Genomic DNA, 14,468 nt, shown 5'->3' with positions numbered 1-14,468 from the left:
GAGCTAACATCTCATTGATCCGTTCCGCACATGTCCCACGTCCGGCATTCTCTCTTCCGGGGATTCTCAACCGTGCTGGCTGCCGCACACGGTGCCATGGTTTCGCGACGCCACACCGATCAGCAACAGTTGCCCGGGGCAGCCGCGCCCGTCGGTCCGTTGACCCGCCGTTGTAGGCGAGATTCTGCACCGGGGCGCCGATCGAGCGGCTGCGGCTTCAGAGGCCCATGTTGAGGGAAGCCCCCGCGTCGACGAAGAGCTGTTGCCCGGTGACATATCGGGATTCTTCGGAGGCTAGATAGACCACCGCGTGCGAGATGTCGGATGCTTCGATGTAAGGGATCGGCATCGCCTGCAACAGCGGAAATGTCACTTCCGCGTCCTCCCGCGACGGCTGCGCCAGGTCAGGCCGAAAGGTCTGGTACATCGCGGGATTCTGCAGCATGTCGGTGTCGACGTTGGTCGGGTGGATGGCATTTACCCTGATCCGCTCCGGCCCGAGAGTCAAGGCAAGCGAGCGGGTGTAGTCACGAAGCAATTTCTTGGCCAACCCGTATCCATCCCCACCGGGCCCCTGCAAACCCCCCTGGCCGTTGAAACCGGTCGCTTGCGGCACCAGCCCGGCGACGGACCCGGTAATGATGACGGACCCGCCGGCATTCAGGTGTGGCAACGCGGCATGCACAGTGTTCACGACACCCACGAAATCGACGTCGAAAGCGTCGGCGAAGCCTTGCACGGGAACGTCATTGCCCAGTGGGCAGATCGCGGCATTGGCGACGACAACGTGGAGACCGCCTAACTCAGAAACAGCAGCATCGAGCGTCTTCTTCAGCCCCACTCGATCCCGGACGTCGACCTGGTCGGCGATGACACGTCTGCCCGACTTCTCGACAAGCCGTGTTGTTTCCTCGAGATCCGCAGCAGTTGCCAATGGGTAGGAGTTCGTCGCGATGTCCTCACAGATGTCGACGATGACGAGATCGGCGCCCTCGTCGGCCAGATGCACAGCGTGGCTGCGTCCCTGCCCGCGCCCAGCTCCAGTGACGAACGCGACCTTTCCCGTCATCCGACCCATGTTCTGCTCCTTCCCCACTGAAAACGATTTGCCATAGCACCTGCGGAAAACTGTATCGTCCAGCAAAATGCCTGGTCGCAGTCGGTCAAGCGCTCCCCGACCACTGCGACCATGTCCACGGCATCCACCGGCGCCGTCCTCCCCTCGCCGCTTTGTTGCGGCTCTGCGCGCTCGGTAACATGATAATGATAATCATTGTCAATAAGGAGGTAGCCGGGATGAAGGTCAGAGCGTCGCTCAAGTCTCTGAAGAACCAACCTGGGTCACAGGTGGTAAAGCGTAAGGGCAGGGTCTACGTCATCAACAAACTCAACCCGCGTTTCAAAGGTCGCCAGGGCTGACTCAACGCTGCTTCACTCTGCCAGGCGGGCGATGGCGCGTTTGAGCTTGCGCAGAATTTCCATCGTGGTGTGTCCCTTGAGTAGTTGACGCTGCGCATAGTCCTTGGTCGGCTAGTGACGCGACAAGTGCACCCAGAGGTTTCCCATTCAATCTGATGCTTTGGGACCTGGACCGGCGGATGCGGACCAGGCGCCCGCTGGTGTAGTCGGCGTCTAGCACGCGGCAATGGGCCGCTAATAACCCTGGCCCACTGGACCCGAGACCGCCGAACTGATGGGAGTGATCATGGGGGCGCGAGGCACGGGTGTACACGCAGCAGACACCTGAGACCGGTGGATATGGTGGAGTTGCGCCGCCAACCGCGTCCCGCTGGCCAGATCATGCCGTAGATGCGCGACAGGGCGAGCCGCGCTGAAAGCCCGCCATCGCGGTCGCTGCGCAGGGCGACATTCAGATTGACGAACGCAACCGGACATAAGGCGGCTCCATCGGTGCCCGTGAAGACCCTGCATGAAACGCACAGGTGTCGTCATAGCTAGCGGGGGTTTCGACGCAGTGGTGGAGTTGTCCGAGGAACTTGTTGATCAGGTGTCGCTGGGCTCTGGACGGCCCTCACAAACTGTACGAAGTGTCTTCTTGGTCAGGATAGTTCGGCCCAGGGGATCCGAATAATACTGGCAAACAACCAGTTCGGGAACAACAACCAGATCAGACACGGCCGGCGGTCTCATAGAGGCTTGTACGCAAGGGGGGGCACCGCGGCGATCGAATCCTTTTAAGCAACAGTCGAAGTCGAGTCCGACGACGAAACCAACTATTGGCATGATCGGCCTGGTCGACTACGAAGACGGACTCGCCGAGACGGCACAAGCCGCCTGGGCCTGCATCCACCGCTCGCGGCTCGGTGGTCGTCCGCGTCCGGGAGCGTGTCCCGCAGAGCCCCATAGCGACTGGACCACCACGACGGGATCATCTCCTGTGCCTAGTTGCCGAGTGGCCATACCGCGCTACCATCTTTCGACCATGCGCTTTTCAGTCTGGCTGGACACCGGCCAACCGTGGTCAGGACTGCTCAACCAGGCTCAGCAAGCCGACGCGGGTTTCTGGCACTGCGTCTACGTAGCAGACCATTTCGTGGCCAGCGCCGACTACCTCGGCGGTGAGACCGGGATGCTGGAGGCCACCGCCACGGTGGCGGCGCTCGCGGGTGCCACCTCAAGGGTCCGGTTAGGGACCCTGGTGTTGGCAATGACGTATCGTCATCCTGCAGTTCTGGCCAACTGGGCTGCCACCGTCGACCACGCCAGCAACGGCCGCCTGACGCTGGGCCTTGGCACCGGAGCACAGGTCAACGAGCACGAACACTATGGGCTTGAGTTCGGCACACCTCGACAGCGGGTGGACCGCTTCTCCGAGGGCCTCGATGTCATCACCGCCCTGCTGGCCAGGTCACGGACGACTATGCACGGACGCCACTACCGGCTCGACGATGCACCGTGCGACCCCAAGCCTGTACAGTCGCCGCTCCCGCTGCTGATTGGGGGCTCCGGGCCGCGCATGCTGCGTCTAGTAGCCCGGCACGCCTCGCAATGGAACAACTGGTCGTCCCCAGGCAGTTTCCGGGCCATGACGGAGAAGCTGGACGCGGCGTGCGACCAGGTGGGCCGCGATCCGGAGACCGTCGCGCGATCCACCCAGGCGCTGACCATCGTCACCACGACCCCCGAACAGGAAGCGCGCGCCGTGGCGCGGGCCGATCGGGAGCCGTGGCGGCCGGTACTGCACGGAAGCCCAGACCGCATCGCCGACGCGGTCGCGGTCTGGCGCGACGAGGGTGTTGACGAGGTGATTTTCCCCGACCGCGCCATACCGAGCGATCAGCGCCGCGATGCCTTCGACGCACTAGCTGAAGCACTGGCTCCGCTGGTCTGAGCGACCTCACGGGAGTCGAGAACTAGACGTACTTCTTTTCCCCCGTTGTTGTAGAAATTGCGCACACGAAGGGCGAGCTGTCCCGCCTAGTCGCCCAATCGTTGACAATATGCAGGAGACGAATCATGCCGACCAAACGGTCTGACAACGGCTAGTGCGGGGGCAGCGCTGCGGTCGGATCCTGCTGGGCGACAGTCCGGTTCAATCACACCGCACAAGCCGCCTGAACCTGCGTCCACCAAACGGGGGGTCATGCCTATGGCGCCTTTCGAATGTCTTGATTCGGCGAAGTCTCGCTTTCGGCAGACGGGCCATCGACAATAGGCCAGGCGAGTCGACCGCACAACAAGCCGATTACCGCTCCGGTACCGAATCCGGCAAGAACATCGCTGGGGTAGTGCACACCGGTGACCACGCGCGAGACTCCCACCAGGCTGGCCAGCAGCCCCAGTAGAAAGCCTAGCGCCGGATTTTCCAATCCCACACCGGCGGCGAATGCGGCAGCATTGGCGGAATGTCCAGACGGTAGTGAATTGGAGGTGGGGTGAGGGACACGTCTGGTCATGGGGACCATATGGTTGGGCGGACGTGACCGCCGACGAATCCGCTTGGCGACCTGGTCGGTGAACAAGCTTGCGGCCCCGAGCGTCACGAGGCCGCGTATCGCCCCGCGTTGCGCATTCCGATTTCTCGAAGTGAGCAAGGCGGCAGCGATGGCGAACCACAGCTTGGAATGGTCAGCTGCTCGAGTCAGCGGCGGCATGACCGTGTCGAACAGCGGCGTGGTGGTCGCGGCGATTGCCTCGAACACTTCGCGATCAATAGCGCTCAGGCGCACCATAATCTGGTTAACGTCGTGCGCAGACCGCCATCGGCGCCGATTCATTCGCTAAGCTCCAAGCGGACTACATGAATTGCTAACGCCGGTTATGTGGACCGCCCGGATTCCGCTGCGTGTGCGCAGCGGGCAGCGTTCGCGAGCTCGCCGAACCACGAATCCATGCCAGCGCACATATGGTCCACAATTCCGGCCAGCGTCTGATCTGCAACGACCAGAATTGATACGGTGCCGTCGTATACAAAGGCTGCCACCGCCAAGGCTTTCTCACCGCCGGGGAGTGCCGAACTCAAGATGCGTTTTACTCGCCCACCCAAGCCATACAGGTTCGCTGGCGGACCATAAACCAAGGTTGCGGTGAGATTCCACCTCATCGGACCGATCGCGCCGGCGCCTCCCTTGCCGAGCATCGCACGGGCCGCAGGTTCATCGTGTTCTAGCGCACTACGCAGATTCTCCGTGACGATGCCGATAAGCTCGTAGGAATTAGTCTTCGCCAGTGGCGGGCGTATCACCAAATCTCCGGTTCGCGTGGCGGATTCGACGAGTACTCCTTCAGTGTCGCTCCGTAGGCGCTTGGGCACCCCCATCCTGAGTGGAGACTCCAGCGGCATCCCTTCTGCCGCCAGTGCCCGTTCTAGGCACTGGGCCACGGCCGACAGGAACACGGTGTTCACCGTCGCTCCGGGAACGTCTCGCGCGATTGTTCGGAGTTCGTCAAGCGGCCGCAATACCGCTCGGCAAACCCGCCCTCCACCCGGGCAGTCGTTGATTGCCGCCGGCCTGTAGGGATTCCGGACTTCACTCCACGCGAGCTTCGCTAGGCGTCGCAGGTCGTTCGACGATGAGTTCCGGCGCTCAGACGAGCTCACCACCTCGAACGCGTTGGTGCACTTACTCATGATGTTTCGACCTTGCCATCTCAGACCTCGCCGGATGAGCGTGAGCTGCGACGGCACGAAAGTCTTGGGCTCGGAGATTTCTAGCGGAGTTTCGAAGTCGAGGTCGAATAGTGCGGCGCTCAAGAGCACGAGACATGCGTTCCCGTCACCCAAAGCGTGATGGGCCTGAATAACGCAGCCCCACATGCCGTTATCGAGACCTTCGACGACGTAGACCTTCCACGGCGGTTGCGCCAGATCGAGGGGTTTCAGCGCCTCCATAGCTACGTTCAACAGCTCTGGTAGCTCACCACCGCAGACACGTGTCCCCTCTACGTGGTAATCCATATCAAACGTCTCTGTATCGAACCAAGCCGGCGGAGCCAAGCGGAACGGAGTGATGACTACGCGCTGCAGAAGGCGAGGAATTCTGGAAACGCGCTGCTGGACACGCTCTCGGACGCGGTCAACCGTCGAGCCGCCAGCATCACCGGGCGGCTCGAAGAGGCAGACAGCAAGAATCTGATTTCCAGTGGTCCCGCCATTCCGCACGAAATAAGTGTCTTTCGGGCTGAGATAGTCGAAAGTGTCGCTACTCGCAGGCAAACTATGCTCCTTTCTGACGATTCAGAAGCATCCGTTGCCCCGGTGGTCAGCTAAAAGTTTTAGGCGGCAATGGCCAGCGATACGGTAGGCCGACGACTGCCGCTCGGCAACTAGCCCGTGAGATGGTCCCGTCGTTGTGGTCCAGTCGTTGTGGGGGTCTCCGACGTTGCCGCGGCTCACGTCGAGGAGTTGGCACGGTTGCTCCGCAGTGCAGGAGTGGTGTGGACGGTGGAGCCTGATTGACGCTCGCTGATTCGAGTCGTCACACCAGCGAGGTTCAAATGCTTGTGTGGCGACACGATCGCCCTAACCCCGGCCCCGCAGGCGGCGTGGTGTCCCAGGTGGGGTCAATCTATCGGCCGTCTGAGGACTAGCCTCGGCCCAGAGTCGAGCTTCAGCGCCCAGCCGGCTCTAGGCGACGGTGCACGGATACCGCCCGTTGAGAACACAATTCGACGGTGGCGTGTAGGTACCGCTCAGTACGCCTCTGAAACCAGCTGTGGTTGAACCGAAGGGTGCAATGACACGGTTCCAGTTCGCGCCGGTGAGAACATAGTGGGTGCCAGATCGGGTAAGGGTGCTGCTCCACGCGTGCGAGATGGATTGTCCCACCGGCATGTCGAATTCGAGCTTCCAATCACTGAGCGGCACCGCGCTCGAGTTGGTGACGGTGAAGTGCGCGATGAAACCGGTCTGCCACGTCGATGAGACCGATAACGTCGCCCTAGCCGCCGCCGCATGAGCTACGGGCGTGATGGTAAGTCCGAGGATGGTAACCATCATGGCAACTATCGATGCCGGCACGGTGACGTGAAGCGCAGTGCGCCAACGCTCCACGCGATTTTTTAGTCCGGCCATGGTAGCCAACACTAAAGCCAAACAGAAGATTTCGCCGTCCCCTCGCGGCTAAGCTGCAGTAACTTTGCTCAACCGAGACCGTTGTGAAATTTGGCCTCGATCGAACACGGCCCAACGAGCGGTCTCGGCCACCACTGCTTGCGAATAGTCGGCAGTGCCGCCGCGTTGATCGACTACGGGAGGATGATCCCGGTGGCCTGACCCAAAGTGATCAGCTGGCCGCCGGGAGGCAGGTAGCCGCCGGTTGGCCCATAGACGCCGAAGATCGGGTTGGCCGGGCCTGCTCCGGCGTACATGTCATTGATCCAGCCCGAGGCTAGGGTGTACACGGCCTCGGTGGCGCCGGGTGGGGAGAACCCGGTCAACAGCTGCGCGGCAAAGCCGACGAGGCGATTGTCGCTCAGCATCGCGTCGACGTGCGAGCCCCCGACAATCTCAACCCCGACGAACTGCCCCGGATACAGACTGACCAGTTGATTGGTGGTGGCCCCGAACATGTTGAACTGCTGGGGCGGGGCGACGACCGCGTAGAGCGGGGTGCTGGCCGCCTGCAGGTTGGCTACCGCAGCCGCAAAAGCCGCGGAATTCCTTGCGACCCCGTCGAACATGACCACGCCCTGGAGGTGGTTGGTGCTCGCCCCGAGATTCGCTAGGTAATGTCCTCCGGCAATCGTGGCCAGGCCACCGCCGGCGGAGTGTCCAGCCAAGACAAAATCGGTGGGCAGCGTGCCCTGATAACCGGCATGGTGCGCGCTGACGTTGAGCGCCGTCTGGTCTCCCAAAAACAGCGAGCCCACGCCCTGCTGCATTTCCAAGCCGCGTATCCAGGCCCCGAATGGCAACGGAACCGACGGAACGGTGGGAACGACAACCACGCTATTGGTCTGCTGTGCCAGTTCGACAGCGAGCGGTTCGTAGAACCAACCTATCGACCCGAAGCCGTGTTGCAGATAGATGGTGCCGGTAGCGTTCACCGAACCGTCAGCCAGGGTCGGGAAGTACCACAGTGCGGGTGCGGGAATCTCGAAACCAACCGGAAGTCCGAAGAAAGAGGTTGGACCAATCGGAATGCGCAGGAATGACAGCCCAGCCCGGACACTGGTCACTTCGTTGGTGGGCGCGGCGGCCAGCGCCTCGGTGGCGCCGTAGTTCATCGCCCCGCCCAGGCCCGCTTCGTTGGTAGCTGTGCCGAGTAGCGTGCTCAGCTGAGTCGGGCCGGTGGCACCGCTACCGAACAACGGCCGCCTGATCAGTCGCTCGATGGGAGCCAAAACCCCGAGGCTCTCCACGTGTTGCAAGAGCGTCCGCAGTGGCGAGGCATTCGCAGCCTCGGCGGCCGCATAGGCGGCCCCGGCCGTGCTCAGCGCGCGGGCGAACTCGGTATGAAACAGCGTCGTCTGCGCGGTGAGCGTCTGAAACTCTTGGGCGTAGTTGCCCATAAGATTCGCGATGGCCGCCGATACCTCATCGCCTGCCGCCGCGACGATCGCCGTCGTCGAGGGCGCCGCCGCGGCGGCGGCCCGTTTGATCGCCTCCGCAATCCCGGTCAAGTCCCGCGCCGCCGCGGCGAGGGCGTCAGATGCTGCGATGACGTATGACGACATGGCCGTTCTCATCTCCGGGTAGGACGACAAGCCAAGTGTTGCGACGAAATGGTAGCCAGATTTGACCCGAGCTGGTTGGCGATTCGAAATTTGGAGCGCAGGCAAGTCGCTGCCTGCGTGTGCAACGGAATTTGGCCCGGAATTGGAGAAGGCTTGTGCACCAACGGAGCACGCAGTTATTAGCTGGTCGAATCATGTCGAAACAAGGGCTCGGTTTGTCGCCCGCACTGCGTGCGGATCATCTCGTAGTCGGGATCGTGGTCAGCAGGCCCGGAGCGGTGATGAGATACGACAGCGCGGTCCCTAGCCGGCCACTCCCTCTCAACCGGGCCTATGCAGCGGGAGCGATGCGTACCAAACTATCGACGTGCCTAGAGGTAGCAACCCTCTCAGTGCCCGCATAATCCCTGCCGCAACGGAGGAATCATGAAGAACGAGAATCCAAGCGAATCCGATGGGGCACAAGAGCTCTTTGGCCTGATCCTGTCGAAGGTGATCACCCAGTGCCTGGGGGTAGCCGCCCAACTCGGGATTGCGGACCGCCTCAAGGACGGTGAGCGCCCGGTGCCGGCACTGGCCGGCGAGCTCAACGTCGACGAGAGCTCCCTGTACCGGGTGTTGCGCACTTTGGCGAGTTGTGGAGTGTTCGCGGAGTCGAAGCCCGGGTGGTTCGGGTTGACTGCGCTGGCAGAGCCGTTGGCGGCGGCCTCGTCGAACTCGCTCCGGGACTTCGCGATCTTCTTTGGGCATCCGGTTCACAACGGTGCCTACGCGGACATCATGCACAGCGTGCGTACTGGACAGAGTGCCTTCAAACATGCCCACGGTGCTGAGCTCTTCGACTACTTCACGACCGACGCCGACTTCTTCCCTGTGGTCAACAACGCTATGACGGCGGCCTCTCGTCGCGAGGCTCGCGCGATCGTCGCGGCGTACCCGTTCTCCGGGTTTGGGACCCTCGCCGACCTGGGCGGTGGTCGCGGGCTGTTGCTCTCCGAAGTCCTCAAGAATGTTCCCCGTATCCGCGGTGTTCTCCTGGATCTTCCCGAAGTTGTCGCAGGTGCCGAGGCCACGTTCGAGGAAGCTGGTGTGCGAGATCGAGTCAGCGTGCACGGCGGCAGCTTCTTCGATGCGGTTCCGGTGCACGCCGATGGCTACATGATGAAATACATCATCCACGACTGGGACGACGAGAAGGCGACGACGATTCTGCGCAACTGCGCAGAGTCAATGCGGCCGGACGGCAAGGTGCTCGTGGTCGACTGCGTTCTTCCGGAGGGAAACGAGCCTCATATCGGCAAGTACCTCGACATCGAAATGCTGCTCGTCCCCGGTGGGCGCGAGCGGACGAGAGCGCAGTTCGAGAAGCTCTTTGCGGCTGCGGGACTCAGACTGACCGATGTGATTCCTACGTCGACACACCTCTCCATCGTCGAAGGCGTACGTGCCTGAAGCGGCGCTCGGGTGGTTAGGGGTTAGTCAGCCCATTGAGCCCGTCTTGGCCGAGTAGCAGCCCGCCGGTGCCGCCGGTGCCGGGGTTGCCGTTCGGGGCGCCGATGCCGCCGTTGCCGCCGTTGCCACCAGTGCCGATCAGCACGGCGCCGCCGCCGTTGCCGCCGTCCCCGCCGGCAGTTTCGCCCTCGCCGCCGGCGCCGCCAGCACCGCCGCTACCCCACAGCTGTCCGCCGGCGCCACCGGTGCCGCCGGCCCCACCGGACCCGTTAAACCCGGGGCTCGTTGACCCGCCGACTCCGCCGGCGCCGCCGAAGCCGAGCCAGCCTGCGGCCCCGCCGGCCCCGCCGGCGCCGGGGTTAGAACCGCCGGTGCCGCCGGGGCCGCCGGCTCCGCCGCCGCCGAACAGCAGTCCGGCGCTACCTCCGGCTCCACCGGCCCCCGTGACATTGCCGAACCCGCCGCCCCCGCCGGCCCCGCCGTTGCCGAATAGCGTTCCGGCGCTGCCGCCGGCTCCGCCGGCACCCGAGTTGTTGCCCACTCCGCCGGTCCCGCCGGTCCCGCCCGAGCCGCCGAGCAGCCCGCCGCTACCACCGGCTCCACCGTCGCCAGCAAAGGCACCGCTGCCGCCGCTACCGCCGTCACCGCCACCAGCGCCGACCAGCCCGCCGAGCAAACCGCCGGCACCACCGGCACCACCGTTCCCACCGATGCCACCACCCAGTAGCGTGCCCCCGAATCCGCCGTGTCCGCCCGCACCCAGCAGCCCGCCAGCGCCCCCGGCCCCGCCGGCACCAGCAACTCCGCCTGGCGTGTCTGTCAGCCCGCCGGTGCCGCCCATCCCGCCGGTACCGAACAGCCAGCCACCGGCCCCACCGGCCCCGCCGGCTCCGCCGTCGGCAACTATTGAGCTCCCACCGGCCCCGCCGGTCCCACCGGTGCCCCACAACCCGGCCGCGCCGCCGGCTCCGGCGTTGGTACCGGTGCCCGCCGCGCCGGCGCCGCCGGCCCCGCCATCGCCGAACAGCCAGCCGCCGGGAGCGCCGTCTGCGCCGCTGCCGGCGGCTCCGGGTAAGCCATTGCCGATGAGCGGGCGCCCAGTAACGGCCTCGATCGGCGCGTTAATGGCACCCAGCGCTTGTTGTTGGAGGGTGTGCAGCAGTGAGGTGCTCGCCGGTGCATTGAAACCGTCCAGCCCCAGCAACAGTCCGCTGATCCCCCCAAGGCCCGTGGTCCCTGTCGTGGCGCCGACCCCGCCTACGCCGGCATTGCCGCCGTTGCCAATCCACACCGCGTTGCCGCCGGTACCGCCGGCGCCACCGGTTGATGCGAGGCCTTCGCCGCCAGCGCCGCCCGCACCGCCATTGCCCAGCAGCAGGCCGGCGGTGCCGCCAGTCCCTCCGACGCCACCGTCCCCGCCGCCATCGGCGAATCCACCACGTCCCCCGACGCCGCCGTTGGAGAACGCTAGCCCGCCATTACCGCCGTCTCCGCCGGTCCCGCCAGTCCCGCCGGCCGCGCCTCTGCCCCCTTCGCCGCCAACCCCGCCATCGGCAAACAGAAGCCCGGCGTTACCCCCGGCGCCGCCGTCACCTGCAGTCGTGCCGTTGCCGCCGCTACCGCCGGCCCCGCCGGCACCGAACAGCCCGCTGGCGTTACCGCCAGCACCACCGGCTCCCCCGTCGACAGCGCCGGTTCCGCCGTCGCCGCCGGCCCCACCCCGGCCGCCGAATAGCCCGGCATTACCCCCAGCGCCACCGGCACCACCGTTGCCGTTGTCGATTCCCACGCCACCTGTTCCGCCGTCGCCACCGCCAGCACCGACCAGCCCGGACATCAGCCCCCCAGCTCCACCGCTCCCACCAGCGCCACCGGTACCGCCCATGATTGAAGCTCCCCCGCCTCCGCCGAATCCGCCGCCACCGAACCAACCCCCGGCCCCACCGAGGCCACCAGCCCCACCATCACCATTGCCCGAGTTTCCGCCGGCACCACCTGCCCCGGCGTCACCCCACAACCAGCCCCCGGCCCCGCCGGCCCCGCCGGCCCCAGCGTTGCCGGCAGCCACGTTGCCCCCCGCTCCGCCAGCACCACCGGTCCCGAACAACCCCGCCGCCCCGCCGTTGCCACCATTGAGTCCGGCCGCCCCCGACCCGCCGGCCCCGCCATTGCCAAGCAGCCAGCCACCATCACCGCCATTGGCCCCGCTGCCGGGTGCCGCGTTTGCACCGTTTCCGATCAAGGGACGCCCGGTCAACGCCACGCTTTGCGCATTCACCGCACTCAGGAGCTGTTGCAACGGTCCCGTGTTGGTCGCTTCCGCACTCGCGTACGCTCCGCCGGCGGCGCTCAGTGCCCGCACAAACTGGTCATGAAACAACCCCACCTGCCCACCGAGTTGCTGATAGGCCTGACCATGCGCGGAAAACAATGCCGCGATCGCCGCTGACACCTCATCTTGGGCCGCCGCCAGGATTTCGGTCGTTGATGCGGCCGCTGCCGCATTCGCCGTACCTACGGACGAGCCCAGACTCGCCAACTCGTTAGCCGCTGCCGCCAAGGCCTCCGGCGCCACACCCAACATTGTCATTTCGCACCTCCACTAGGCCCCCGGCTTTCCGATCGATCCCCTCTGGTGATGGCGGCGTGATCCATCGAGCCAACACCAGTAAATCTTTAGGCAAAATGTTCGTTAACAGTTGGGCGAGTTGGCGTAATTGGTTGGCGTGGAAGTGATTTCGGTTCCCATGTCCACGCCGTTGCATCCCGGTCCGGCATCGCTGCGGCCGCCTGATTGCCGCGATGCCGATCATCTGTGGAGTTTCTCTAGCCATACCAATTCCCTGAGTGGTCCGCTAGTGTTATTGCGGCACAGGCACTTTCGTGTCTCACCGCATTTAAACCGCCGCGTTGTCCGACTGATTCAGCTATTGTACACGCGTCCAATATACCGTATGCTTCCCCGTTACATCGCCATTACGGCGTGCCGCGGTCGTCCTGCGGCTGGTGTCTCTGAATAATTCTGTCGCCGGGAGGTCGGCTATGTCGTACGTGATTACACAACCGCAGATGGTGGTGGCAGCGGCCGGTGATTTGGCCAACATCGGTGCTCTCATTAGGTCGGCGAACGCCGCAGCTGCGCTTCCGACCAGTGGGGTGATGGCGGCGGCCGCCGACGAGGTGTCGGTAGCGCTCGCCGGACTGTTTTCCGGGTACGCCCAGGAGTATCAGGCGCTCAGCGCCCAAGTGACGCAGTTTCACGACCAATTCGTGCAGACGTTGACCGGCAATGCAGGCGCTTATAGTGCCGCAGAAGCCACCAACGCCGGATCGGACATGCTGGCCGCGGTCAATGCACCCGCCCAAGCGTTGTTCGGGCGTCCGCTGATCGGCAACGGCGCCAACGGACTGGCCGGCACCGGCCAAAACGGCGGCGATGGCGGGCTGATATTCGGTAACGGCGGCAACGGCGGATCCGGCGGGTTCGGCCAGAACGGCGGGAACGGCGGGGCCGGCGGGCTCTTCGGTAACGGCGGCAACGGCGGTGACGGCGGGGCCGGCGGCCACGGCGGCGCCGGCGGTACCGCCGGCTGGTTGTTCGGCTTCGGCGGCAACGGCGGCGCCGGCGGCGTCGGCGTAGCCGGCATCAACGGCGGTCTCGCCGGCGACGGCGGCCACGGCGGCAACGCGGGATGGTTCGGCGACGGCGGCAACGGCGGGGCCGGCGGTACCGGGGCGGCTGGTACGGACGCCGTTAACCCGACCCCGGCCACCCCGGTGCCCCCGGCGGACCGCGGCGGCAACGGTTCCGATGGCGGCGCCAACGGCAGCTCTGGCGGTGGGGGCGACAACGGCTCGGCCGCCGGGCAGGCCGGCGGCACGGGCGGCGACGGCGGCCGCGGTTCCGCCGCCGGCATCGCCCAAGACGGCAACGGCGGCGATGGCGGCGGCGGTGGCAATGGGGGAACGGGCGCGCCCGGCGGTAACGGCGGCGATGGCGGCTCCGCCATCTCCCAGTCCGGCGAAGCCAACGGCGGCAGGGGCGGTACTGGCGGCAACGGCGGTGCTGGCGCGCCCGGCGGCGCGGGCGGCAACGGTGGCGACGCACAGGGTCCGACCGGCGCAGCCGGTGACGGCAACAGGGGCGGCCGCGGAGGTGTTGGCGCGGCCGGCGGTCCCGGCGGTCACGGTGGTGACGGCGCCCTCCTCGGCACCGTTGACGGCGGCGACGGCGGCCGCGGCGGCGACGGCGGTGCCGGCGTCAGCGCCACCGGCACGGCCGGCACCGGCGGTCGCGGTGGTGACGGGGGTCACGGTGGGCTGTGGATCGGCAACGGCGGTGACGGCGGTGCCGGCGGGGTCGGCGGCACCGGCGGTGCGGGCGCGACCGGCGGCGCGGGCGGCACCGGCGGCAACGGCGGTACCGGCTCCAACGCCAACGCTGACGCCGGCGACGGCGGCGACGGCCGGGTTGGTGCCCGCGGTGGGGACGGCGCCGCAGCCGGGGCCGGCGGCGCCGGCGGCGATGGCGGCGGACGCGGCCGGATCGGCCAGTTCGGGGCCGGCGGCGCCGGCGGGGCCGGCGGTGAAGGCGGGGCCGGCGGCACCGGCGGAGCTGGCGGCAACGGCGGAAACGCCGGTGCCGGCGGAGGCGGATCGGTTGGCCAGGGCGCCGACGGCGGCGAGGGCGGCGACGGCGGCGCCGGCGGGGCCGGCGGGGCCGGCGGTAGCGGGGGCGTCAACGGCGCCGACGGCGCCACCGGTGCTACCGGCGCCAAGGGAGACACCGGCGCCGCCGGTGTGGATGGCAACTAGACGCGGTGACAGGAGTGATGCGCGAGCTGTGCCGATCGGGAGGCCGGTCAGCTCACGGACGG

At 66.0% G+C, this 14,468-nt stretch carries 9 protein-coding genes and 1 pseudogene; 4 read left to right on the top strand and 6 right to left on the bottom strand.

What is annotated here, in order from left to right; translation table 11 throughout:
- Positions 1–217: 217 nt before the first annotated feature.
- Positions 218–1,078: a mycofactocin-coupled SDR family oxidoreductase gene (locus F6B93_RS12320; protein WP_211695354.1), complete on the bottom strand. Its 861-nt coding sequence runs from the start codon at positions 1,076–1,078 to the stop codon at positions 218–220.
- Between the two features lie 218 nt (positions 1,079–1,296).
- On the opposite strand from F6B93_RS12320, the gene ykgO reads away from it, so the two are divergent.
- Positions 1,297–1,419: a type B 50S ribosomal protein L36 gene (ykgO, locus tag F6B93_RS12315; RefSeq protein ID WP_068914732.1), complete on the top strand. Its 123-nt coding sequence runs from the start codon at positions 1,297–1,299 to the stop codon at positions 1,417–1,419.
- A gap of 1,024 nt (positions 1,420–2,443) precedes the next feature.
- A complete protein-coding gene (locus tag F6B93_RS12310) occupies positions 2,444–3,352 on the top strand; it encodes an LLM class flavin-dependent oxidoreductase (protein ID WP_211695353.1) in 909 nt (302 codons plus the stop codon).
- Between the two features lie 292 nt (positions 3,353–3,644).
- On the opposite strand, the pseudogene F6B93_RS12305 reads toward F6B93_RS12310, so the two are convergent.
- The 4 genes and pseudogenes from F6B93_RS12305 to F6B93_RS12290 form a co-directional block, all read right to left on the bottom strand.
- Positions 3,645–4,238, bottom strand: a pseudogene (locus F6B93_RS12305) (phosphatase PAP2 family protein); the annotation flags it as partial.
- Between the two features lie 41 nt (positions 4,239–4,279).
- Positions 4,280–5,677 carry a wax ester/triacylglycerol synthase domain-containing protein gene (locus F6B93_RS12300; protein ID WP_211695351.1) on the bottom strand — a complete coding sequence of 466 codons (1,398 nt, stop codon included), beginning with the start codon at positions 5,675–5,677 and terminating at the stop codon, positions 4,280–4,282.
- A 411-nt stretch (positions 5,678–6,088) separates the two neighbouring features.
- Positions 6,089–6,535, bottom strand: a complete 447-nt coding sequence (locus F6B93_RS12295; RefSeq protein WP_211699447.1) for a cellulose-binding domain-containing protein — start codon at positions 6,533–6,535, stop codon at positions 6,089–6,091.
- A 173-nt stretch (positions 6,536–6,708) separates the two neighbouring features.
- On the bottom strand, positions 6,709–8,139 hold the full coding sequence (locus F6B93_RS12290) for a PE family protein (protein WP_211695350.1): 1,431 nt from the start codon (positions 8,137–8,139) through the stop codon (positions 6,709–6,711).
- 426 nt (positions 8,140–8,565) lie between these two features.
- Here F6B93_RS12290 and F6B93_RS12285 point away from each other — a divergent pair, with 426 nt between their 5' ends.
- The gene (locus F6B93_RS12285) at positions 8,566–9,591 is read left to right on the top strand and encodes a methyltransferase (protein ID WP_211695349.1); all 1,026 of its coding nucleotides are present in this window, start codon (positions 8,566–8,568) and stop codon (positions 9,589–9,591) included.
- Between the two features lie 16 nt (positions 9,592–9,607).
- Here the strand turns inward: F6B93_RS12285 and F6B93_RS12280 are convergent, their stop codons facing one another.
- Entirely contained in the window at positions 9,608–12,181 is a 2,574-nt protein-coding gene (locus F6B93_RS12280; protein WP_211695348.1) for a PE family protein, read from the bottom strand.
- Between the two features lie 452 nt (positions 12,182–12,633).
- Between F6B93_RS12280 and F6B93_RS12275 the strand changes: the two genes are divergently transcribed.
- Positions 12,634–14,406 carry a PE family protein gene (locus F6B93_RS12275; protein WP_211695347.1) on the top strand — a complete coding sequence of 591 codons (1,773 nt, stop codon included), beginning with the start codon at positions 12,634–12,636 and terminating at the stop codon, positions 14,404–14,406.
- Positions 14,407–14,468 lie beyond the last annotated feature (62 nt).

The sequence above is a fragment of the Mycobacterium spongiae genome, assembly GCF_018278905.1.
Lineage (GTDB): Bacteria > Actinomycetota > Actinomycetes > Mycobacteriales > Mycobacteriaceae > Mycobacterium > Mycobacterium spongiae.
The sequence above is the reverse complement of the archived record's forward strand: the minus strand, read 5'-3'. Positions and strand labels throughout refer to the sequence as shown.